Here is a 24,258-nt window from a genome sequence, read left to right on the forward strand (position 1 = left end):
AGGATGAGAATTTTAGCGGCGGCTGAGTGATTGCGACAAAGGAGCAATTGTATCGAAGCCAAAGCGTGAACTGAAGTTAGAATTTAGAAGAGAGAAATAGAGAGAAGAGAATATAGAGTCTTGATTCTGGAAACAAGAAACAGGAGTCAAGAACCAAGACGGGCGTCATCTCGACAATCCCGATAGCTATCGGGAGAGAGATCTCGTTCAACCGAGGAAAGAAAGATGATTTGAAAATGTGTCAATTTGAAAATGAAAATCACAACTTTCAATCTTAAACTTTTCAACTTTGAACGCTCTTTTAGCAGCGGCTGAGAAGCCAAAGCGATGCTGAAGAATTATAAATAACAAAAAAGCTGAAAATAAACAGCGGTAAGCTATAAATAAAAAACAATGGCCTTTCCATTTAACACCGAATATCCTTCCATCGAATCGCTTCGGGAGCGTGCGCAAAAACGTATGCCCCGTTTTGCCTTTGAATATCTGGACGGAGGCTGTAACGAGAATATCAATATTAAAAGAAATACCGATGAAATCAGGGAAATTCAGTTAAAACCACGATACCTCAAAAACTACAGTAATTCAAAATTAGAAACCGAATTGTTCGGCGTAAAATACGATGCGCCTTTTGGCATTTCACCCATCGGGTTGCAAGGCCTAATGTGGCCCAATGCTCCCGAAATTTTAGCCAAGGCCTCTTTAAAGCACAACATTCCGTTTATTTTAAGTACCGTAACCACCACCAGCATCGAGCGGGCGAGTGAACTCACTGAAGGTCGCGCGTGGTTTCAGTTATACCATCCTACCGAAGATTGGCTGCGTGACGATATTTTAAAACGCGCTGAAGCCGCTGAAGTTCCCGTTTTAGTGATTTTATGTGATGTTCCCACTTTTGGATACCGACCAAAAGAAATTAGAAACGGCCTGGCAATGCCACCGCAAATGAATTTCAGAAATGTATGGCAAGTAATGGGAAAACCAAGCTGGGCAATGCAAACCCTAAAACACGGCGCACCCAACTTTGCCACGATGAAAAAATATATGGATAAAGGGATGAGCATTAAACAATTGGGTGCGTGGATGAATGCCACTTTTTCCGGTCGGTTAAACGAAGAAAAAATAAAACCATTGCGTGATTTATGGAAAGGGAAACTCGTATTAAAAGGCGTCGTTTCCGATGAAGATGCAGAAGAAGCCATCCGTTTAGGATTCGACGGAATTATTGTTTCCAATCACGGAGGTCGACAGTTAGATGCTGGCGAATCGACCATCAAACCTCTTGCGCATATCGCTGAAAAATATAAAGACCGCATCACGGTAATGATGGATAGTGGAATCCGCTCCGGTCCCGATATCGCGCGGGTAATGAGCAGCGGTGCCGATTTTAGCTTTTTAGGACGATCATTTATGTATGGCGTGGGCGCTTTAGGCGATCAAGGTGGCGACCATACCATCGCAATGCTTAAAATGCAACTGCAACAAGTACTGGAACAAGTCTGTTGCGAAAAAGTAACCGATCTACCGAAATATTTGGTAAAAGAGAAGTGAAACTGAAGTTAGAATTTAGAAGTAATAAGGTAGAAAAGAGAGAAGAGATAAGAAAGTCTTGATTCTGGAAGCAAGAACCAAGAACCAAGAATCAAGACTAGAGCTAAAACGGCCTATCGAAAGCTTATCGTCAAATTTGAAGTGAAAATGCCGTGAAATTTTAGGCTGTTTGAGCGTTAGCGAGTTCCTAAAATTTAGGCATCGAACGATAAATTTAGATAAGTGTTCGTAAGCCTTGATTTTTTGGTTCGTTTTGTATCAAGACAAAATGAACAGAAGAGACAAAACAGAATGAGAATTTTAGCGGCGGCTGAGTGATTGCGACGTAGGAGCAATTTTATCGAAGCCAAAGCAAGAACTGAAGCTAGAATTTAGAAGTAAGAAGTTAGAAAATAGACGAGCGTCATCTCGACAATCCCGATAGCTATCGGGAGAGAGATCTCGTTCAACCGAGGAAAGAAAGATGATTTGAAAATGAATAAAAAAGGTCCTACTTTTTAATTCCGTAGTAATTGTAGGGAAATAGTGCAGCGGTGGATGGAGGAGCAAGGGACTAGTGAAACGGTTTCCCTTGCGCAGGATAATCTATTTCACTAACAATTCAAGGAAATAAAAATAAGACTAGACTTTTTTGCTACTTTTTTTGGCAATGAAAAAAAGTAGAGAGAAAAGTAGTAAGGAATAAGGTCTCGATACAAATTTCAATGATCATTGAAATTCACTCGACCTGACAAGAAAAGAGAGAATAGAATATAACAGACCTCACAGGTTTCAAAAACCTGTGAGGTCTAGAAAACACTCAATTAAAAAACAATAAATTAACCTATAACCATTATCAAATGGCACAATATTCAAGAATAGCAGTAGCAGAGCAAATGAAAGCCACAGGAATTGTTCCTGTGTTTTATCACGCCGATGTGCAAACCTGTAAAGATATTTTAAAAGCCTGCTATGACGGCGGCGCTCGTGTATTCGAATTTACCAATCGCGGGGATTTTGCCCACGAGGTTTTTGCCGAATTGGTAAAATATGCCACCAAAGAATTACCCGGAATGATGTTGGGCGTAGGTTCGGTGATCGATGCCGGAACTACCGCTTTATACCTTCAGTTAGGCGCCAATTTTATCGTTTCCCCATTAATCAATGCAGAAATGGCCAAAACCTGCAACCGTAGGAAAGTCGCCTGGATGCCGGGTTGCGGTTCCGTTACCGAAATTAATTATGCTGAAGAACTAGGTGCGGAAGTCGTGAAGATTTTTCCCGGTTCACAAGTCGGTGGACCTTCCTTTGTAAAAGCCGTAAAAGGGCCTTTACCCTGGTCCAGCATTATGCCAACCGGCGGTGTTTCTCCAACCCAGGAAAATTTAAAAGAATGGTTTGAGGCCGGCGTTCATTGCGTAGGCATCGGTTCTAAATTATTTCAGAAAAAAGAAGACGGCAGTTTCGATATACAGAAAGTAGAAGCGAAGGTGAAAGAAGCCATTCAAATCGTAGAAAGTTTAAAGAAATGATTTCAACCAGAAGAAAAATAACAGTAGGTATGCTACTGGCTTTTGCTTTGGTTTTTTCAGCTTGTAAAGAAGAAGGAAAAACCAAAGTCATTCGCCTGGGACACGGGCTGGATGTTACCCATCCCGTCCATAAGGCGATGAAGTTTATGGCCGATCGTATTGAAGAAAAATCGAACGGAAAACTGACCGTCGCCATTTATCCAAGTCAGCAGCTAGGCACCGAGAGAGAATTGGTAGAATTGCTACAAATTGGTAGTTTGGGAATGACGAAAGTTTCTACCGGAGTGGTCGAAAATTTTGCTCCCGAATTAAAGGTTTTTGGTTTGCCTTTTTTATTTAAAGATCGCGAACATCGGTTTAAAGTGTTAGAAAGTAAAATAGGCGAAAACTTATTAGAGGCCAGTGTACGAAATCGTTTGAAAGGACTTACTTTTTACGATGCTGGCAGTAGAAGCTTTTACAGCACCAAGCCATTAAACTCACCTGAAGATCTAAAAGGGCAGAAAATACGGGTAATGGAAAGCCAGACCGCGATTAATATGGTAAAATATTTAGGCGGTTCGCCCACTCCCGTAAGTTGGGGAGAATTATACACCGCCTTGCAACAGGGCATTGTTGATGGTGCCGAAAATAATCTACCCAGTTTTTACCTATCCTACCATTACGAAGTTTGTAAATATTATATGGTCGATGAGCATACTGCGCTTCCCGATGAACTTTTAATGAGCACTGTAGTTTGGAACAAGCTTTCTAAACAAGAGCAAAAATGGGTGAAGGAGGCCGCGATGGAATCTTCAGAATATGAAAAAAAGATTTGGCGCGAAGCTGAAATGCACGCCTTAGAAGAAATTAAAAAAGCGGGAGTAAAAGTGACCTATCCCGAAAAAGAACAATTTAGGGATATGGTTCAGCCAATGTATGATGAATTCAAGAAAGACCCAGAGATGAAGAAAACCATTGAAGCCATTCAAGCCGTAAAATAATATTGATTTATGAAAAAAAGCTTAGATAAAATTTTGGGAAGCATCCTGGTCCTTTTAATGGCTTTTATTGTGCTTGCCGTGCTATGGCAGGTGTTTTCCCGTTATGTGATGCAAAATCCAAGTTCAGTAACCGAAGAGATTGCCCGATATTTAATGATTTGGATCGGTATTTTAGGAGCCGCTTACGCTTCAGGGCAACAAGAACATTTAGCCATTAATATCCTTCCGCCCAAGTTAAATGAACGCAATCGTATTCGTTTGCGAATAGGCATCAACATACTCATTATGCTGTTTAGTCTGTTTGCGTTGATTATTGGCGGTGGTAATTTGGTGTACATCAGTTATTTGTTGGGGCAAACTTCCGCAGCCTTGCATTTACCCTTATCGGTAGTCTATGCGGTGTTGCCTATTAGTGGGTTACTCATTATTGTTTATAAATTAAATGAAGTGTTCAACCCTAAAAAATATCTGGTATGATTGCTGAAATATTATTGTTGGTCATTTCGTTTTTAATTCTGCTAAGTTTAGGAGTTCCCGTAGCCTGGTCTATTGGTATTTCCTGTTTACTAACTTTAGCCGTTTCTATAGATTCGCTGGCCGCCTTTACCACAATGGCACAACGAATGGCCACAGGATTAGACAGTTTTTCCCTGTTGGCGATTCCGTTTTTTATTCTCGCGGGACAAATTATGAATCAGGGAGGGATTGCCCATCGGCTCATTAATTTTGCGAAAGCCCTCATTGGCTCGATGCCCGGCGGGTTGATTTATGTAAATGTGATTGCCGCGATGCTTTTTGGAGCCATTTCTGGCTCTGCCGTAGCCGCAGCTTCTGCGATAGGAGGGATTTTAGGTCCACCGATGGAAAAAGAAAATTATTCCAAAGAATTTGGCGCCGCCATTAATGTTACCGCTTCTACCACGGGATTAATTATTCCGCCTTCCAACGTATTAATCGTTTATTCATTGGCCAGTGGTGGCGTTTCTATCGCCAGTTTATTTTTGGCCGGTTATATTCCCGGGATTTTAATGGGGTTGGCCCTAATGTTAGTCGCCGCCGTTTGGATTAAAAAGAAAAAATATCCACCGGGAGAAAAAACCAGTGCCAAGAAAATTGCCAGCACCTTTTTAGATGCTTTACCCAGTTTATTATTGTTGGTTGTCGTGATTGGCGGAATTGTTTCCGGGATTTTTACCGCAACCGAAGCTTCAGGAATTGCCGTGTTGTACACCTTAATCCTGGCTACCATTTACCGGGAAATCAATTTCAAAAAATTACATACGATTTTTTTAAGTTCGGTCGTGACCACTTCGATTGTGTTGTTATTAATCGCCACCTCTATGGGAATGTCCTGGGTGATGTCTTTTGAAAATATCCCGCAGACCGTAAGTGACGCGCTGTTAGGATTGAGTGAAAATAAATACGTGATTTTAATCATTATTAACCTGCTATTACTATTTGTTGGGACGTTTATGGATATGACGCCGGCCATCTTAATTTTTACACCCATATTCTTACCCATTATGCAGAATTTAGGCGTAGATCCCGTACACTTTGGGATGATTATGGTGATGAATTTATGTGTAGGCCTGTGTACGCCACCGGTAGGATCGGTATTATTTATTGGAGTTGGCGTGGCCAAAACCACCATTCAAAAAGTAATAAAACCATTGTTGCCGTTGTATGTAGTAATGGCAATTATCCTATTATTAGTAACCTATGTGCCACAAATAAGCCTGTGGTTACCAAGTTTATTTGAATAAAATACTTAGAGAATTTATACAAAATGAAGAGATTAACCAGACAAAATGCCAATATCACAGAAACTTTACCCATAAAAGTGGTACAGTTTGGCGAAGGAAACTTTTTAAGGGCCTTTGTAGATTTTGTGATCGATAAATTAAATAAAGAAGCCAATTTTAATGCCGGTGTCGCCGTAATTCAGCCTTTAGCAGGCGGATTGGTAGAACTACTGAATGAACAAGACGGGTTGTACAACCTGTTTATGAAAGGAGTGAAGCAAGGCGAAGAAATTCAGGAGCAACGCACCATTTCCTGTATTCAAAAAGGAATAAATCCTTATAAAAATTATGACGAATATTTAAAATTAGCCGAAGAAGAAAGCTTAGAATTCATTATTTCGAATACCACGGAAGCCGGGATTGCTTATGATGAATCCGATACCCTGGAAGGAGCGCCGCACAACAGTTTTCCGGCCAAATTAACCGCTTTGTTGTATAAAAGATTTCAGTATTTTAAAGGAGATTCGGCAAAAGGATTAACCATTATTCCGTGTGAATTAATCAATTACAATGCCGATACCTTAAAAAAAATTATCCTTCAATATGCCGAATTATGGAAATTGGAGGCCGATTTTGTAACGTGGATCAATACCAGCAACAGTTTTCATAACACGTTGGTAGATCGTATTGTTCCCGGCTATCCAAAAGACGATATTGATGCTTACCAAAGCAAATTAGAACTAGAAGATAAATTAATCGTTTCCGCAGAAGTATTTTTACTGTGGGTAATAGAAGGTGGGGACGCGTTAAAAGCGAAAATTCCGTTCGATCAGATCGATGAAAATATTTTGGTGGTTGAAGATATGCAACCTTACCGAACCCGAAAAGTTAGAATCTTAAACGGCGCGCATACCACGATGGTTCCCTTTTCTTTACTCTTCGGAAATGAAACCGTAAAAGAAACCGTAGATCACGAATTTACCGGAGCATTTGTAAAAGAAGCCATTTTTAACGAAATTATCCCCACACTTTCTTTACCTGAAGAAGAATTAAAAACCTTCGCAGAAGAAGTGTTGGACAGGTTTAGAAATCCGTTTATCAAGCATCAGTTGGCGAGTATCGCCTTAAATTCCGTTTCAAAATTTAAGGTGAGAGTGTTGCCCAGCTTATTAGCTTTTCAAAAAGATTGTAATCGATTACCTTTACATTTAACCTTTGCTTTTGCCTGTTTAATTCGTTTTTACAGAGGCGAATGGAACAACCAAACCCTGCCCATTAATGACGATGATAGTGTGGTAGCCGAATTAAAACGGATATGGGAGTTGCATAGTTATCAGGAAATAAGCGAGCAGGCGCTGAAAAACGAAAAATTTTGGGATCAGGATTTAACCAAAATCTCCGAATTGAAAGATCAGGTTGCGACGGCATTGGAATTAATTGAAACCAAAGGCATAGAAGAAGGCTATAAAAAATTTGCAGGGAAGTAAACCTGCAATTTTAGACCATTTTAGACCTCACAGGTTTCAAAAACCTGTGAGGTCTGGAACAAAAAATAACAGAGTTTTTAAAATTTTTGAGGTCTGGAAGACGATAAAAACCCTACGAAGCCCAAAACTTTGAAGCACTAAAAATTGAAGAAGATGAAGAACAAATTAATAAAAGTACATCCCGAAGATAATGTCGCCATTGCGTTAACCGATTTATGGCAAGGCGATCGATTGGATTTTGAAGGCGAAGAAGTGATTATTTTGTCTGATGTAAAAGCCAAGCATAAGATCACGATGGTCGATCTAGAACCAGAAAGTAAGATTTATATGTATGGCGTTTTGGTGGGAAAAGCGACTTCTAACATTAAACGCGGTGATGTGCTCACCGTAGATAATGTAAAACACCAGGCCAGTACCACGACCGGAAAAACAGAAACGGTTTCGTACACCGCACCCGATGTGTCGAAGTGGAAAGACCGCACGTTTATGGGCTACCATCGTAACGACGGACAGGTAGGAACGCAAAATGTATGGTTGTTTTTTCCGTTGGTTTTTTGTGAAAACAGAAATGTAGAATTGCTAAAAGACGTTTTTGAAAAAGAACTCTCTTTTCATAAATCAAGCAAGCAACGCAAGTTACTTCGTAATTTAATTAGCGGAGAGAATATTGAATTAAGTGAAGATAAAACACCAGATGAAGAGCCGATTTTCGATAATATCGAGGTCCGTTTTATCACCCATCAGGGCGGTTGCGGTGGTATTCGTCAGGATGCGGTGTCATTATCAAAATTACTCGCCGGGTATGTCAATAATCCCAACGTGGCCGGAGCTACCGTGCTGAGTTTAGGTTGTCAGAATCTTCAGATCGATATTTTTCAGAATGCGCTAGATGCGATTAATCCCGACTTAGATAAACCTGTTTTAATTTACGAACAGCAACAAGAAGGCACCATTGATGAGATGCTGAATAAGATTATTCGTGAATCTTTTGATGGGATCAAAAAAGCCAATGAAATTCAGCGGCAACCCGCTCCCTTATCTAAGCTGAAATTAGGATTAGAATGTGGTGGTTCCGATGGTTTCTCCGGAATTTCAGCAAACCCTTCCTTAGGCTATGCATCCGATTTACTGGCCGCATTAGGCGGTTCACCTATTTTATCAGAATTTCCGGAGTTATGCGGAGTAGAGCAGGAGTTGGTGAATCGTTGTGTTGATGACGAAAAAGCCGAACGTTTCCTGAAATTGATGCGCGCTTACGAAGATGCCGCTGAAGCTTCCGGTTCCGGTTTCGATATGAATCCCTCTCCCGGAAACATCAAAGACGGTTTAATCACCGACGCGATGAAATCTGCCGGAGCAGCCAAAAAAGGCGGAACTTCCCCCATTCAGGATATTTTAGATTACGGAGAATATGTCACCAAACCTGGCTTAAATTTATTGTGCACGCCCGGGAACGATGTAGAAAGTACCACCGCGATGGTAGGTTCGGGCGCTAACGTAGTAGTCTTCACCACCGGATTGGGAACACCCACCGGAAACCCAATTGCACCGGTGATTAAAGTGGCTTCCAATTCCATTTTAGCAGGAAGAATGCCCGATATTATCGATATTGATACCGGTGCTGTGATTAAAGGCGAAAAAACCATTGAAGAAATGGGCGAGGAAATCCTGGAATATATCATTAATGTAGCCAGCGGAGAAACCATTGCCAAAGCCGATCAAAACGATCAAAACGATTTTATCCCCTGGAAAAGAGGCGTTTCCTTATAATTTACGGTTAGAAGAATCTCTAATATAAAGTTCGGGAGTAAGCACAACTTTCTTTTCAATAGTTAGTGTCTTACTCCCTTCTATTTGCTCTAAAAATACCTGTGCTGCAATCTTACCCATTTCAAAAGGGGTTTGGTCTACAGAGGTAATGGGAAGCTCCATATACTTAGTAAAAGGTTCGTTACTAAAACCGACCACACAAACTTCTTCTGGAATTTTAATTCCCATTTGTCGTAATTCCTGAATAGCTCCTAAAGCAGCATAATCACTCGAAGAAAAGATAGCATCAGGTTTCTCATCAAATTTCCAAAGATCTTTTACAGCAGAAGTTCCCGATTCCAACTTACTATTTACTGGTAAACTAAAGCGTTTTAAAGGTGTTATGCCGTTATCCTTTAAAGCTTTTAAGTATCCCTGACGCCTGTTTTTGTATATTTCTACATTAAGATCACCTGAGAAATGGGCGATTTTTTTACATCCCTGCTCAATTAAGTGTTTAGTGGCAAGATAGCCGCCTTTAAAATCGTCAATTACTACAGAGCTTAGACCTTTAACGTCCTTTTTACGATCAAAAAAGACTAAAGGTGTATTTTCGGCTAATGCTTTTTGAATGTGTGTGGTATCTTGAGTGGTTTTTGCCACCGACATAAAAATACCATCGACCTGGGTATTTAAAAGAGTGTCAATTTGCTTAATTTCATTATTTACATCTTCATGAGTTTGGCAGATAATCACGTGATATCCGTGTGGGGAAAGTTCTTCCTCGATACCGCGAATTACACTAGAAAAAAAACTACGATTTATAAAAGGGACAATCACGCCAACATTATTGGTACGTCCACTTTTTAAAGCTTGCGCTAACCTGTTCTGCTTATAATTCATTTCGGTAGCAGTTTTTAGAACCAGCTCACGAGTTTTTTCACTAATCTTTGGATTGTTGTTTAACGCTCTTGAAACAGTAGCCGCGCTTATTTTAAGCTTTTTAGAAATATCATAAATGGTAACCTTCTCTGCCATGTACTTTAATCCAAGATTAAATTTAATTTTAAATGAAATATGCCACAATATAAGAATTCGATTTAATAACCAGTGTTGAGGTCCGATTATTATCAGTATTGAAAGATCATTATATTTTGATATTAAAATTTTTTACTGGTTAATTTTAAGATGATTTTTTTGGCATATTAATAATTAAACTATAATTTAGTGTAATCGATTACAGCAAAATCTGGGAATTAACGATTTTGGGACTCTAAAACTCTAAATTTCGATCTAGAGAATAGAGCGTTTGGTGGAAATAGAATTGTTGAAAAAATGACCATTTAGATCTTTTTACGAGAACGTTATCGTTAATAGTAATGATATGCTAGTTTTATAGATGCTATGGAAAAACTTGATTGGTAAATTAATATAAAATAGTAATGAAAAGAGTAGATAAAAGTTATAGCAAATTTTTGATGGCATTTTTTCTAATGCTAGGAATAGGCTTTTTTAATAAAATGAGTGCGCAGGAGTTTAAAACCATATCAGGTAACGTCACTTCAGTTGAGGGAAGAGCCTTAAAAGGTGTAAATATTTTTGTCCCGAATACCAGTTTTGGAAGCACTACTGATGCTAAAGGAAATTTCGAAATGCAGATTCCGGCAGATTCAAAAGTTGTGATTAGTTATATTGGCTTTGCTACGAAAACGATTGATGCTTCTAAAACGACTGATTTTCGGTTAACATTACAAAAAGAAGTAAACCAACAAGAAAATGTTGTTGTTGTGAATTATGATAAGGAGGTAGAAAAGAGAAAATCCCGAATTCTGAAAATTGAAAAATAGATCAGATTTTAAACAATATCCTATTTGTGAATAGTTAGTAGATGTTTAGATTATTTAAGTTGATTGATAGTTAAAAGAGAAGCTTGTATTTACATGCTTCTCTTTGACTTTCTATCAAATTAAGAACTTGAGTTATGAAAAGAATTATTTTACCAGCCTTTCTTGTTTTAGCTTTAATTTTTGCTGGGTGTAAAGAAAAGAAAGAAGAATCTATCCCTACACAACCTAAAGAAAATCAAAACACAAATACCTGGCAAAAACCAGATAAGAATGCAAAAACCTATGCCGAATTATCGATTAGAAAGGGTGACGATTGGAAACCTGAAAAATTTGGGGGAGGCGAGTTTATAAATGTGGATTCGTTGCAGTTGCCAGAAGGGCATAGCGATCATGCATACTATATACGATACGAAGGTCCTGGTTGGGAAAATAGTCAGGTTGGATTTCGGCTTTATCTGGACTGGAGAAATGCTATCGATATTTGGGGAAAGAAAACAGATACTATAGTTTTACCCTATGTAGGACAAAAAAATTATGAAGATTACCATCACGATGCTGCCTGGGGACAGGATATTCTAAAAGCAGGCCAGTCTTTAGGATTAGGTGGTTATGGAAGATATATAAACGACTCTGTTGCTCATTTCAGAAATGTGGGAAAAACAGTAGCTTCCGTAGAAAATAATGCAGAAAGTTCTTCAGTATTTATCGATTATGACGACTGGAAAACCGGAGAAGATTCTATAGATCTTGGTGCAACATTCAGCATTTATCCTAAAGGAAGATTTAGTAAGATTAGCTTGAAACCTTCCGCAGAAATAAAAGGATTAACGACCGGAATTGTAAAATTTGAGGATATTCCTTTAATAACGAATGAAAGTAAGGATGGTGAATGGGGGTATATCGCTACTTACGGAAGACAAACGCTTGTAAACGATAAAGATCGATTGGGAATGGCCATTCTTTATAAAACTTCAGAAATACAAAACATTAAAGAAGGACCATACGATCATTTGCTAATATTTAAACCAACGACCAATAAAATCTCCTATTACATTTTGGCAGCATGGCAGCAGGAAAAGAACGGATTGTCAAACAAAGAAGAATTTATAAATAGTTTGGATGATCATTTAAAAACACTTCAGGAGAAAGGAGAATTAAACTAAAAATAGTCTTTATTTAAGCTTATTGGTCTTTTTATTACAGGTCTCTAAATATCAAGTCCTACGTCATTTACTATGCTTGTGTAGTATAATTTAAGCATTACGGGTTATCCTCTTCTTAGAGCATTGCTTAATCAGAGAACTTATATTCCATATAAAAAGAATATGAAAGGTGCGTTATCGATAATGCATTTATCACGCTCATCCTAAAATTGCTATAGCATAATCTTCAATGCGAATAAGGATGATAAAATATATTGAATCTTGAACTTAAGATATTATTGAAATTTATTTGATAATTGAGATTAAAGGCTTTGGTTCCGTTTTGATAGCTACCGGAATCGGGATGCCTCAAAATAAAAGTAATTTTAATGCCTCATGGGCTTACCCTGAAGTAGTTTATCTGCCCGAGAAAGTAATTATTTAACATTTATCACCATTTTTGAACGATATATTCCCCTAATTTGAGCAAAATACGTCCTTATTTATTTTTAACAATTTTTAAATTTAAATGTTAAAAAATATTAAAAACATTATATTTGATTTTTCATGATTTCTCCTAAAATTTCCTCGAAAGATATGTCTTTATAGGGATTGTAGCTTTATGATATTCAAAGAATACTTTTTATGAATACTCAAATTTTAAGAATTTATTTGTTAGCATCCCTAATTTTTACCGCTTGTAGTAGTGATGATAAAAAATTAGCAGCGGAAGTTGATTCTCCTTTATTTAGTCTTCTAGGCTCTGCTCAAACCGGTATTGATTTCGAAAATACACTCACGGAAACCCAAGAAAACAACATCATTACTTACGAATATATCTATAATGGTGGTGGGGTAGCCGTAGGCGATGTTAATAATGATGGCCTTTCTGATGTATATCTCTCTGGGAACCAGGTTAAAAATAAACTGTTCTTAAACAAAGGCGGTTTAAAATTTGAAGATGTCACTGCAAAAACTCAATTAGAGGAGAAAGATGGTTGGAAAACTGGGACGGCCATGGCAGATATTAATGGTGACGGCCTTCTAGACATTTATGTGTGTTATTCTGGTAACGCCCCTCAAGAAGGGATGGCAAAGCCACTGATTGGTGATTATAAACCCAGATCAAATCAGTTATTTATAAATCAGGGAATTGGAGCAGATGGTTTACCCACCTTTAAAGAGCAGGCCAAAGAGTATGGTGTAGATGCTGTAGGTACTTTTAGCACGCAGGCGTACTTTTTAGATTATGATCTGGATGGGGATCTCGATTTATTCTTGCTTAATCATGCCAATAAATTTTATAATATATTTTATAACGTTACTATGTTACGTAGCAAGCGTCATCCATATTATGGCAATCAGCTTTATGAAAATCGAGGTAATAAATTTGTGGAGGTTTCTGAAAAAGCAGGAATTGATGGTACCGGTATCAACTTTGGTCTTAGTGCGGCAATCAGTGATTTAAACAAAGATGGATACCCCGATATTTTTGTGACTAATGATTATTCTGAACAGGACTTTTGCTATTTAAATAATGGTGATGGTACTTTTACCGAAACTTCAAAGACTTCTTTTGCTCATTTTTCAAAATATTCTATGGGATCTGATGTTGCCGATATTAATAACGACTTAAATCCCGATTTGTTTGTTGTAGACATGCTTCCTGAAGACAATTATCGCCAAAAAGTACTAAAAGGATCAGATGAATACAATAAGGTGCAACGCCTTATTGACAGTGGTTACCATAAGCAGTATATGCGTAATAATCTGCATTTGAGTAAAGGTCTGGACCCAGAGGGAACTATGCGCTTTACAGAGGTGGGACAGCTTGCCGGGATTTCTAATACCGATTGGAGCTGGGCGCCTTTATTTGCCGATTATGATAATGATGGTCTTAAAGACGTTTTTATAACTAATGGATATCTTCGAGATTACAGCAACCTTGATTTTAATAATTATACGGTTCATGAGGCCTATGCTCGTGCTCAGGCAAATCGTGAAAAACTCGATTTAGGGCTTTTAATCAGTAAAATTCCTTCTACTAAGGTTTCTAATTATGCGTATAAAAATGTAGACGGATTACTCTTTGAAAATAAAACGGAAGAATGGGGACTTAATCTTAAAACAGTTTCTAACGCTATGGCGTATGCCGATTTTGATAATGATGGAGATCTAGATCTAATCATTAACAATCTTAACGATCCTGTTTTGGTTTATGAAAACCACGAAAATGAGCAACTTTCCAATAATTTTATTTCTCTCACATTCAAAGGGAAAGACAAAAATACACAAGCTTTGGGCACTAAAGTTGTCCTTCATTTTGGAGACGGAAGCCGTATTTATCAGGAAGCCTATTATATAAGGGGATTTCAGTCTTCGGTAGACCCTAAAATGACGATCGGTTTGGGGCAGGCTAAAAGTTTGGAAAGCCTAGATGTGATCTGGCCTTCTAAAAAGCTTAGCCGTATTAAAAATGTGCAGGCCAATCAACTACTTTCATTAAACGAAGCAGATGCAATCGAGACTTATCAATACGATAGTATTCCTTCAGAGTCCTTTTTTAAGGATATCACATCGACTTCCAATATAGATTTTGTACATCAGGAAAATTCGTATGTCGATTTTGATTACGAAAGTCTTATTCCGTATCAGGTCTCTAAAACAAGTGGGAAGGTAGCTGTAGGCGATGTCAATAACGATGGTAATGACGATATTTTTTTCCTAGGGGCAAGTGGTCAGGCCTCTCAGCTATATTTAGGGCTTGATAACGGGAAATTTAAAAATTTCAATTCCAATCAGCCGTGGGATACTGCTGAAGATGTTATACATGAGGATTATGATGCCCTGTTTTTTGATGCTGATGCCGATGGGGATCTCGATTTATACGTGGTAAGCGGAGGGAATGAAGAGTTTAATGGAGATGCCTATTATCAGGATCGATTTTACCTTAATGCAGGTAATGGTAAATTCAGCAAAATAGAAAATGCGTTACCTGATATGAAATTTAGCGGCGGTGTGGTAAAAGCTGCGGACTATGATCAAGATGGAGATTTAGATCTGTTTGTGGGTGGAAGAATTTCAGGTGGAAATTATCCAATGTCGCCTAGAAGTACCTTGCTTACCAATGAAAGTACAGGAACTACAGTAAAATTTAGCATTAACCGAAGTAATGATTTGGAGCAGGTAGGCATGGTGACCGATGCAGAATGGGTAGATTTGGATAATGATACCTGGCCCGATTTGGTTTTAACGGGGGAGTGGATGCCTGTAAGCATTTTTAAAAACGATCAAGGTGTTTTAAAAAATCAGACCAATGCAGCTGGCCTTGGAAACTCAAACGGATGGTGGTTTAGTCTGGAAAAAGGTGATTTTGACGGAGATGGTGATATCGATTTTGTGGCTGGTAACCTTGGAGAAAACAATCAGTTTAAAGCTTCGGTCACAGAGCCCATGCGCTATTACATTCAGGATATTGATAATAATGGGCGTATAGATCCCATCTTAACTTATTACATCGATGGGATAAGCTATCCCTGGCCTACACGAGATGAATTAATGTCACAGGTTTCTGCCTTAAAGAAACAATACGTGTCTTACGATAGTTATGCAAAAACCAATACCGATGAATTTTTAAAAACGAATAATATAGAACCCCGTTTTACTTTAGAGATTTTTACACTGGCCTCGGCCTTTATAGAGAATAATGGGGATGAGACTTTCAGTTTAAAAGCATTGCCCAAGCCCGTTCAAGATTCGGCTATTCAGGATTTTGTGTATTCAGATTTTGATGGTGACGGTACCGCTGAGGTTCTTATCGCCGGCAATTTGTTCCCGTTTAGGGTAAGCCAGGGATCAATAGATGCCTCCTTCGGGTCGATGCTTTCATTTGATCAGGGTAATTTCAACCTGGTGCCCAAATCGGGTAAACTTTGGTTAGATGGGGACATAAAATCCCTTAGTGTTTTAAAACATACATCCGGTAAAAAGCGATTATTGGTCTCTCGAAATAACGATCATCCAAGTTTATATTCCTATTAAAGTGAATTCAGGGTTATTGGCGTATGGGCAGTTAAACAGTAAAAAGCCATCTCGGTAAGGCATTTAGGTTCCGATGGTTCTAATGGAATTGTCTCGGAAATTTGGTTTTTATACGAAGTAAAGCAGATGTGCAGGTTATCATCGGTTTCCTATTTATTACCTAGCAAGATTGCCTGGGGGTTGCTGGATTCCAGTGCTTTTGGACAGAACACATAAAAGCCACCGAAAACTTTTAAGCTAGTCTGAATGTCAATTGTTTAAAGTTCGGTTTTAATATCGATTACAGTTCAGTAGTGAAATTGCAATAAAAGTATCAATAGCTGTATAAATATGATCATTGCAGCTTTTTAATCTATAAAGTAAATGTTATGTATAGAAAAATACCAAAGAGTCACTTAACCGCTTTATTACTGAAATTTAAAACAAGTCTTTGCATTTTTATAATTATAAGTAAAGTTTCGCCGACTATAGCACAGCAGGATATTTATGCACAAGAAGCATTAGCCGAAAAGATTTATATTCAGACAGATCGCAAAACTTATACGCAGGGCGAGACAGTTTGGTTTAGGGGAATAGTGACTCAGGCCAAAGACAATGTGCTTTCAGCTTTAAGCGGTATTTTAAGGGTTGAATTGATAGATCCATTTGAGACTATTGTGGGCGAAAAACTCATCAAACTCAGCGATGGATTAGGAAGTAATTTTATCGATATCGAAGATTTTTATACCCCGGGGATATATCAGTTAAGGGCATATACCCAATGGGATCAAAACTTTGGAACAGATTTTATATTTACTACCTATCTAAAGATTGTAGAAAATAATTTGCCGAACAGTCTTGTAAAGAAGCTTGAAACCGATACAAAAGATGCTACTCGTTTTTTGTTCAATCCAAAGTTATTGGATAGTGAGGTAGGTTTAAAATTTCAACTGGAAATAACGTATGATGATCAGGTAAAAAAGCGCACAATCCGTAAAAATAGTTCTGATAATTTCCTGTTGGAGGAAAAGTTTCCAGAAGAAACCAAATGGGTACATTTTAAAATGTTAACAGATTCCGGTAAAGAATGGAGGGAAACTTTATCACTTACCCGGCCGGCGGTCGATATTCAGTTTTTGCCTGAAGGAGGAAACTTAATTAGTGGGATGAGCAACTTATTAGGTTTTAAGGCACTGGATGAGAATGGAAACGGAGTCGCGGTTTCAGGGACTATTTATGATGCTCAGGACAATCTGGTCACTTCCTTTAAAAGCAACAAGCTGGGGATGGGAAGGGTTTACGTATTTCCAAATGAGACAACAACCTACAGGGTAGCGCTGGCAAACCCTTATCACGACATACCGCTTACCTACACATTTCCTTCAGTAACTGAAAAAGGGAGTACACTTTCGGTGAATCAGATAGGGGGAAATATAGCGGTGCATTTAAATTCCACTCAATTTAAGACTGATTCAGTGCTCGTTGCAGTAAGTAGTAGAGGGATGGTAATAGGGGAAATAGTCCGTAAAATGGAAGAAGGAAAGGAAACCTTATATTTTTCAAAAGAATCTTTACCCACCGGAATTTTAGTATTTACCCTTAAAGACAAAGAAAAAAATCCCTTAGCTGAACGTTTATTTTTTAATGATTTAAAGGCAGAAACATTTAATTTCGATATGATATTGCCTAAAAATCTTTATAAAACCAGGGAAGAGGTAAATCTTCAGCTAAACTCTCAAGAACTTTCTATAGATACGAGTTGGACGGGTAGTGCATCAGTTTTGGTGATTCCTGAAGAGTTAACCAATGAGCATAGCATCTGGTCCTATTTTATGCTCTCTTCAGAATTGCGCGGACGTGTAGAGAAGCCCTCCTTCTATTTTAAGGGCACTAAACTTATAAATCCCGTTGAACTCGACAATCTTCTTTTAACTCAGGGCTGGAGAGGGTATACCTTTAACACCCCTCCCAATGACCAAAAGATGAATTTCTTGCCAGAATTTACTTTAGGTATAAAAGGGGAGATTGCAGCACTTTTTGATAAAGATAAAATGAAAGAAGATGTGAATGTAAGCTTAATGGTATTTGGAGAAGAGCAAACTTTCTATAATCAGAAAACGGATAGCCTGGGAAAATTTCAATTTTTATTACCGCCAATGGAAGGCAGGCGTGTTAGGGCTGTTTTACAAACTAAAAATGATGCGGGTAAAAACCGAAATTATAGCCTAAGTCTCGATGTGTTATCTAAACCAAAGATTCAATATGACCGTAGTTATACTTTTACCAACCAAAAGGATTCCATACAAACAACTTTAAATAAAACAAACGAAGAACGTAAACGTGGTAATTATTTTGATTACGATCCTAATGTTAATCAGTTAGAAGAAGTATTTATTAGTGATTATAAGCTCACTCCGCAACGTCAAAAAGTATTGGATACCTACGGAAAGCCAGATGTAGTTATAGATGGTAAAGCGATTGAAAAAAATGAGAATGAATACAGTCATGGATTGTATGGTGTGCTACGACAAGCCTTTGGAGACAAAATCAGTTTTCGTTTATATGAAGACAGTACCGGTGTAAGGTATCAAAAAGCAGTGGTTACGGGAGGTATGGAAACCATCGTATTGGTTGATGGTATCCCGGTTTTGGCAGACGCCTATCAATTTTTGCCTAACCTGCCACCAAGTGAAGTAAAGAGTGTTGAGATTCTTGATGGTATTACAAAGAATTTTATGCCGCTTTACCGTCGTGTATATCCATTTTCAGATATGTCGTTGACCCCAAGTATGGGAAACATTCTGGCTATTTATACCTATAGTGGGAACGGATTTTATACCGCAACGAAATCAAAAGGGATTTTAAAAACCAGTATTCCTTTATTTGCCCCTAAAAAAGAATTCTATATTCCTAAATATGAACCCAATGAAGTAACCTTACCCGGTGACAACGACGTTACAATATATTGGAATCCTGATCTAAAGATTAAAGAGGGGAAGAAGATAATGGTGAACTATCCCAATAACGATAGTCCTGGAAAGAAAAGAATCATTGTTGAGGTTATTTCTAAGGATGGTAAAATAGGGTACAAAACATTAGATTACGAGGTGGAAGATTAATATAAGTAAGATCGTTAATTATAGAGGCGACATGCTACGGATGCGTAGATTTCTGTTCAATAGAACATTATAATTATCAATATTTTATATCAATTTTTATCATTTAGAAGGTACTGGGCATCACTCGAAAAATTCAGATATTTATAGTTACAATATCAAATGAGTAGGCTTATATCATAGTTTTTAATGAACGAAGCTGAAAAACTTAGGAAAAAGATATGCGTGCTGGAAAAGTACCTGTTTGTTCCCGGATTTTCAGGATAGGACAGGATGCCTGCTTCAGGGATTTCGGTTATTTTCACCACTTAATGAGAAAACGATTTCGATTTTTCAAAATTTGAAGTTTATAATGAAGATTTTTCGTGATTTATTGTTTTCAGCAATAATTCTTATCAGTATAGATTTAAGTGCTCAAAATCAGCGATATTGGCCAGTGCAGCAAAAGGAAACGAAACCCTGGACGCGTTGGTGGTGGATGGGAAGCGCGGTTGATAAAAAAAACATCCGCGAACATTTAATCGAATTCCAAAAAGCCGGCTTGGGCGGTGTAGAAATTACGCCAATTTACGGTGCAAAAGGTGAAGAAGACCATTTTTTAGATTTTCTTTCTCCAGAATATCTTGAGATTTTAGATTTTACCATAAAAACCGGTGACAGTTTAGGTTTAGGAGTGGATATGGTATTGGGAACGGGCTGGCCTTATGGCGGTAAACAGGTGAGTGTAGATGATGCGGCTTCAAAATTAGTGGTTAATAAAATAGAACTCGAAAAAGGAGATACTTTTAAAGGTTCTTTACTGCCAAAAGACGAGAAAAATCCGATTTTTCTTCAGGCTGTGGTTACTTTTGATGAAGCTGGAAATTCAGAAATTATCACTGAAAATGTAAAAAATAAGACCGATTTAAAATGGAAAGCGAAAAGGCAGAATTATACAATTTATGTCTTATTTCTTGGTAAAACAGGGCAAAAAGTAAAGCGAGCTGCTCCCGGTGGCGCAGGTTTTACTCTGGATCATTTTTCAAAAGATGCGCTAAACAATTATTTAAAACCTTTTAATGAAGCATTTGCTAAGATTAGCGAAAAACCAAGGGCAATTTTTAATGATAGTTACGAGGTTTATGGGACAGATTTCACCAAAGATTTTCTGCAGCAATTCGAAAAAAGAAGAGGTTATAATTTAGTGCAACATCTTGATAAATTATTGCTAAAAAAAGATGATGAAATTGGAAACCGCGTAAAAGCCGATTTTCGCGAAACGATCTCTGATATTTTACTGGAAGAATTTGATAATCCCTGGACAGCCTGGGCCAATGAAAACGGGATGAAAAGCCGGTTGCAGGCGCACGGTTCTCCGGGAAATTTAATCGATTTGTATGCCTCTGCAGATATTCCAGAATGTGAAACTTTTGGTTCGATGCCTTTCGATATTCCCGGTTTTAGAAGGGATTCTGCAAATATCAGAAAAGGTGATGCCGATCCTGTGATGCTTAAATTTTCATCCTCGGCAAGTCATGTGGCAGGAAGGCCTTTAATTTCGTCTGAGTCTTTTACCTGGCTTCGGGAACATTTTAAAACAGCGCTTTCCCAAACAAAACCAGAGGCTGAAGAATTACTGCTTAATGGTGTAAACCATATATTTTTACACGGCTCTACGTATTCACCAGAACGCGCTGGCTGGCCAGGCTGGAAGTTTTATGCCTCAGTTAATTTTAGTCCCAAAAACACCATTTGGGAAGATGCTCCCGGCTTATTTTCATATCTATCTAATGTGCAGTCTATGCTGCAAAAAGGGCATAGCGATAACAAAAACCTGGTGTATTGGCCTATTTACGATATCTGGAATTCGTATTACAATGCCAATCTGTTTGTTCAGCTTAAAATTCATTCTTTAGAAGAGTGGTTAACCCATACGCCTTTTTATAAATTATCGACCGATTTGATGAAAAATGGCTACGGAATCGATTTTATTTCAGATCGGTATATCGAGCAGGCTAAAGTGGTAAATGGGAAACTAGTATTACCCGGCGGAACTTTTTCAAGCTTAATTATTCCTGAAGCCAAGTTTATTCCGCTTAAAACAATGCAAAAGTTAGTGGAGCTAAAGGAAGCCGGAGCTACGATTATTTTTGAAGCCAAACCTGAAAGTGTCCCGGGATTTAAAGATTACGAGTCGGCTAACCGCAAACTGGATAAACTAAATGAGAAAATAAAAATTTCAGCCGATGTAAAATCTAGCCTGAAATCAGCCAATATCCATCCTGAGACTTTGGTGGAAAATGGACTCAAATATATCAGAAGGGCAGATGAGGAAGGTAAGATTTATTTTCTCGTTAATCATACTTCAAAAACAATCGATGAGTTTATTCCATTAAATTCTGAAGAAAAATCAGCTTTAATTTTAGATCCGCTGAATCGAAATCTGGGAATTGCAGAGACTAAAAATTCAGCAAATAAACTACAGGTAAAACTTCAAATTAAACCCGGACAATCGATTATTGTAAAAACAGCCGAAAGCTTTAATGCACCAGCATGGAACTATTTTGAAACAGCGGGCGATGGTATTGTTTTGGAAAACTGGAAACTGAGTTTTGAAAACGGAGGGCCAGAAGTGCCAAAATCCCAAGAACTTTCAGAGCTAAAAAGCTGGACAGAAATCGATGAAACAGCCGCTAATTTTTCTGGAACAGGGATTTATGAAACCACTTTTAAAAATCCAGATGAAAATGTAGAATACTGGAAACTCGATCTTGGCGATGTAAGAGAAAGTGCCCAGGTTTGGTTAAATGACGAGTACGTTGGTCGTTATTGGTCGGTTCCTTTTGAAGTTATTTTAAGAGATCTGAAGCAGGGCGAAAATAAATTAACCGTTAAAGTGACCAACCTTGCTGCGAATCGATTGCGAGCTAAGGAAATGAGGGGAGAAGAGTGGAAGACTTTTTACGAGATCAATATTGTGAATAAAGATTACGAAAAATTTGATGCTACTAAATGGAATCCCATGCCTTCTGGTTTAATAAGTCTGGTAAAACTGATTCCCCTAAAAACCATAAAATAATATAAAATTACTATGAAAAATATTCGTCTGTTTATTTGTCTTTTAATTTGTTCGCAGCTAAGTATTGCGCAGCAGATTGATCGCGATCAGGTTTTAAAAGATATGGAACTTGCCAATGCTTATTTTATGCAAAAATGGCCAGATGTAGGTAAAACCATAATTACGAATAAAGAACGGCCAAGTAATATCTGGACGCGTGGCGTGTATTATGAAGGATTAATGGCATTGCACGAAATTATGCCTAAAGACGAATATTATAATTATGCCTTGGATTGGGCAAATTTCCATAATTGGGGATTTAGAAGTGGTAATGAAACCCGTAATGCCGATGATTACTGTGCTGCCCAAACGTATATTGATCTTTATAATTTACAACCAGATCCAAAAAAGTTAAAAAATACCAGGGCCTGTATGCAAAAGTTTTTGGCAACACCGCAAACTGGCGATTGGGATTGGATTGATGCCATACAAATGGGAATGCCGGTTTTTGCGAAAATGGGTGTTTTAGAGGACGATTCTCGTTACTACGAAAAGATGTACCAAATGTATATGGATACAAGGAATGCTATTGGAGGTAACGGACTTTTTAATGAAAAAGATGGATTATGGTGGAGAGATGCAGATTTTGATCCGCCGTATACTGAACCAAACGGAGAAGATTCTTATTGGAGTAGAGGAAACGGTTGGGTGATAGGAGCTTTAGCAAAAGTGTTGTCGATTATTCCTGAAGGTACTGTACACGAAGAACAGTACAAAGAAGATCTTGAAGCGATGGCTGAAGCTTTGGTGAAAGTGCAGCGTAAAGATGGTTTTTGGAATGTAAGTTTACATGACGAAGGCCACTTTGGGGGGAAAGAACTTTCTGGTACCGCTCTGTTTGTTTATGGGATGGCTTATGGCGTAAACAACGGAATTTTAGATAAAGAAAAATACATGCCGGTAATTACCAAAGCCTGGAATGCAATGGTAAAAGATGGACTTCACGAAAACGGATTTTTAGGTTGGGTGCAATCTACCGGAAAAGAACCAAAAGATGGGCAACCTTTATCGTATGATAAAACGCCAGATTTTGAAGATTATGGTTTAGGTTGCTTTTTACTGGCCGGAGCTGAAGTTTATAGAATTCAATTTTAAGGATGAGAAAATTACTTATTCTGTTTCTCTTTTTTAGTGTTTTTCATAGTAAAGCTCAGGATTTTGAGATGCTGCTTTGGGAAGATACAATTCCCGGAAGTATAGAAAACAACGAATATCAGGAAGCACAAAAGTTCGATGGCGATCACTTAATAGGCGTAAGCAAAGTTAAGGAACCAAAACTTTATGCCTATATGGCAAAGGGAGATTCGTTAAGAAGCGCCGTTATTATTTTTCCCGGGGGTGGTTATAGTCATTTGGCGATCGATAAGGAAGGATTTAAACTGGCAGAATGGCTGGTTTCTAAAGGGATTTCAGCTTTTGTGCTTAAATATCGTTTACCTGATGACCATATTATGGAGAATAAATCTGTAGTGCCATTGATGGATGCCCAGCGAGCCGTAAGATTGTTGCGAGGTAATGCTGAAAAATGGAATCTTGATCCAGATAAAATCGGGATTATGGGATTTTCGGCAGGAGGGCATCTAGCGGCAAGCCTTTCCACACATTTTAATGAAAAAGTTTATCCTGAAGCGATAAAGGAAAGTGCCCGCCCGGATTTTTCAATATTGGTTTATCCGGTAGTAAGTTTAACTAATGAAATTACCCATCTGGGTTCCCGAGAGCGTTTGCTGGGAAAAACACCTTCAGAAGAATTAGTCGAATATTTTTCGAATGAAACTCAGGTTTCAGAAAATACACCACCAACATTTTTGGTTCACGCGATGGACGATCATGCCGTTCCGGTAGAAAATAGCCTTAAGTATTTAAAAGCTCTGAAGGAAAACAAGGTTCCCACTGAAATTCATATTTTTGAGAATGGTGGTCACGGTTTCGGGATGGGAAGACAACTCACCAATAATACCTGGACCACCAGCTTATTAAACTGGCTTAAATTGCATCATTATAAAATTTAAACTC

General features: G+C 38.1%; 15 protein-coding genes. 14 read left to right on the top strand and 1 reads right to left on the bottom strand.

All coding sequences use genetic code 11. From position 1 onward, the window contains the following. Nucleotides 1-393 precede the first annotated feature (393 nt). The 7 genes from L1967_RS04340 to L1967_RS04370 all read left to right on the top strand — a co-directional run bounded on the left by L1967_RS04340 (nt 394) and on the right by L1967_RS04370 (nt 9,041). A complete protein-coding gene (locus L1967_RS04340; RefSeq protein ID WP_249600497.1) occupies nt 394-1,548 on the top strand; it encodes an alpha-hydroxy acid oxidase in 1,155 nt (384 codons plus the stop codon). Nucleotides 1,549-2,387: 839 nt separating this feature from the next. Further along, nucleotides 2,388-3,059 carry a bifunctional 4-hydroxy-2-oxoglutarate aldolase/2-dehydro-3-deoxy-phosphogluconate aldolase gene (locus L1967_RS04345; RefSeq protein WP_249600498.1) on the top strand — a complete coding sequence of 224 codons (672 nt, stop codon included), beginning with the start codon at nt 2,388-2,390 and terminating at the stop codon, nt 3,057-3,059. Continuing rightward, entirely contained in the window at nt 3,056-4,042 is a 987-nt protein-coding gene (locus tag L1967_RS04350; RefSeq protein WP_249600499.1) for a TRAP transporter substrate-binding protein, read from the top strand. The genes L1967_RS04345 and L1967_RS04350 overlap by 4 nt, the downstream gene beginning before the upstream one ends. A gap of 9 nt (nt 4,043-4,051) precedes the next feature. Further along, nucleotides 4,052-4,519: a TRAP transporter small permease gene (locus tag L1967_RS04355; protein ID WP_249600500.1), complete on the top strand. Its 468-nt coding sequence runs from the start codon at nt 4,052-4,054 to the stop codon at nt 4,517-4,519. Further along, nucleotides 4,516-5,805, top strand: coding sequence for a TRAP transporter large permease (locus L1967_RS04360; RefSeq protein ID WP_249600501.1), 1,290 nt, complete (start codon nt 4,516-4,518; stop codon nt 5,803-5,805). The genes L1967_RS04355 and L1967_RS04360 overlap by 4 nt, the downstream gene beginning before the upstream one ends. Before the next feature lie 23 nt (nt 5,806-5,828). Beyond that, a complete protein-coding gene (locus L1967_RS04365; RefSeq protein ID WP_249600502.1) occupies nt 5,829-7,271 on the top strand; it encodes a tagaturonate reductase in 1,443 nt (480 codons plus the stop codon). 153 nt (nt 7,272-7,424) lie between these two features. Next, entirely contained in the window at nt 7,425-9,041 is a 1,617-nt protein-coding gene (locus L1967_RS04370) for a UxaA family hydrolase (RefSeq protein WP_249600503.1), read from the top strand. On the opposite strand, the gene L1967_RS04375 is transcribed toward L1967_RS04370, so the two are convergent. After that, nucleotides 9,036-10,058, bottom strand: coding sequence for a LacI family DNA-binding transcriptional regulator (locus L1967_RS04375; protein WP_249600504.1), 1,023 nt, complete (start codon nt 10,056-10,058; stop codon nt 9,036-9,038). The two genes, L1967_RS04370 and L1967_RS04375, sit on opposite strands and share 6 nt — an antisense overlap. A gap of 404 nt (nt 10,059-10,462) precedes the next feature. Between L1967_RS04375 and L1967_RS04380 the strand changes: the two genes are divergently transcribed. The 7 genes from L1967_RS04380 to L1967_RS04410 all read left to right on the top strand — a co-directional run bounded on the left by L1967_RS04380 (nt 10,463) and on the right by L1967_RS04410 (nt 24,254). After that, the gene (locus L1967_RS04380; protein WP_249600505.1) at nt 10,463-10,867 is read left to right on the top strand and encodes a carboxypeptidase-like regulatory domain-containing protein; all 405 of its coding nucleotides are present in this window, start codon (nt 10,463-10,465) and stop codon (nt 10,865-10,867) included. A gap of 134 nt (nt 10,868-11,001) precedes the next feature. Then, the gene (locus L1967_RS04385) at nt 11,002-12,030 is read left to right on the top strand and encodes a DUF4861 family protein (protein WP_249600506.1); all 1,029 of its coding nucleotides are present in this window, start codon (nt 11,002-11,004) and stop codon (nt 12,028-12,030) included. 624 nt (nt 12,031-12,654) lie between these two features. Then, nucleotides 12,655-16,050 carry a VCBS repeat-containing protein gene (locus L1967_RS04390; protein WP_249600507.1) on the top strand — a complete coding sequence of 1,132 codons (3,396 nt, stop codon included), beginning with the start codon at nt 12,655-12,657 and terminating at the stop codon, nt 16,048-16,050. 368 nt (nt 16,051-16,418) lie between these two features. Beyond that, nucleotides 16,419-19,148 carry a hypothetical protein gene (locus L1967_RS04395; protein WP_249600508.1) on the top strand — a complete coding sequence of 910 codons (2,730 nt, stop codon included), beginning with the start codon at nt 16,419-16,421 and terminating at the stop codon, nt 19,146-19,148. A gap of 349 nt (nt 19,149-19,497) precedes the next feature. Further along, nucleotides 19,498-22,203, top strand: a complete 2,706-nt coding sequence (locus L1967_RS04400; protein WP_249600509.1) for a glycosyl hydrolase — start codon at nt 19,498-19,500, stop codon at nt 22,201-22,203. 12 nt (nt 22,204-22,215) lie between these two features. Then, nucleotides 22,216-23,337: a glycoside hydrolase family 88/105 protein gene (locus L1967_RS04405; protein ID WP_249600510.1), complete on the top strand. Its 1,122-nt coding sequence runs from the start codon at nt 22,216-22,218 to the stop codon at nt 23,335-23,337. 2 nt (nt 23,338-23,339) lie between these two features. After that, nucleotides 23,340-24,254, top strand: a complete 915-nt coding sequence (locus L1967_RS04410) for an alpha/beta hydrolase (RefSeq protein WP_249600511.1) — start codon at nt 23,340-23,342, stop codon at nt 24,252-24,254. The last annotated feature ends 4 nt before the right edge of the window (nt 24,255-24,258 follow it).

The organism is Zunongwangia pacifica, from assembly GCF_023499215.1.
Taxonomy (GTDB): domain Bacteria; phylum Bacteroidota; class Bacteroidia; order Flavobacteriales; family Flavobacteriaceae; genus Zunongwangia; species Zunongwangia pacifica.

Coding starts and splice junctions, on each gene's coding strand:
- L1967_RS04340 (WP_249600497.1), top strand. CDS start 394: ATGGCCTTTCCATTTAACACCGAATATCCTTCCATCGAATCGCTTCGG.
- L1967_RS04345 (WP_249600498.1), top strand. CDS start 2,388: ATGGCACAATATTCAAGAATAGCAGTAGCAGAGCAAATGAAAGCCACA.
- L1967_RS04350 (WP_249600499.1), top strand. CDS start 3,056: ATGATTTCAACCAGAAGAAAAATAACAGTAGGTATGCTACTGGCTTTT.
- L1967_RS04355 (WP_249600500.1), top strand. CDS start 4,052: ATGAAAAAAAGCTTAGATAAAATTTTGGGAAGCATCCTGGTCCTTTTA.
- L1967_RS04360 (WP_249600501.1), top strand. CDS start 4,516: ATGATTGCTGAAATATTATTGTTGGTCATTTCGTTTTTAATTCTGCTA.
- L1967_RS04365 (WP_249600502.1), top strand. CDS start 5,829: ATGAAGAGATTAACCAGACAAAATGCCAATATCACAGAAACTTTACCC.
- L1967_RS04370 (WP_249600503.1), top strand. CDS start 7,425: ATGAAGAACAAATTAATAAAAGTACATCCCGAAGATAATGTCGCCATT.
- L1967_RS04375 (WP_249600504.1), bottom strand. CDS start 10,058: ATGGCAGAGAAGGTTACCATTTATGATATTTCTAAAAAGCTTAAAATA.
- L1967_RS04380 (WP_249600505.1), top strand. CDS start 10,463: ATGAAAAGAGTAGATAAAAGTTATAGCAAATTTTTGATGGCATTTTTT.
- L1967_RS04385 (WP_249600506.1), top strand. CDS start 11,002: ATGAAAAGAATTATTTTACCAGCCTTTCTTGTTTTAGCTTTAATTTTT.
- L1967_RS04390 (WP_249600507.1), top strand. CDS start 12,655: ATGAATACTCAAATTTTAAGAATTTATTTGTTAGCATCCCTAATTTTT.
- L1967_RS04395 (WP_249600508.1), top strand. CDS start 16,419: ATGTATAGAAAAATACCAAAGAGTCACTTAACCGCTTTATTACTGAAA.
- L1967_RS04400 (WP_249600509.1), top strand. CDS start 19,498: ATGAAGATTTTTCGTGATTTATTGTTTTCAGCAATAATTCTTATCAGT.
- L1967_RS04405 (WP_249600510.1), top strand. CDS start 22,216: ATGAAAAATATTCGTCTGTTTATTTGTCTTTTAATTTGTTCGCAGCTA.
- L1967_RS04410 (WP_249600511.1), top strand. CDS start 23,340: ATGAGAAAATTACTTATTCTGTTTCTCTTTTTTAGTGTTTTTCATAGT.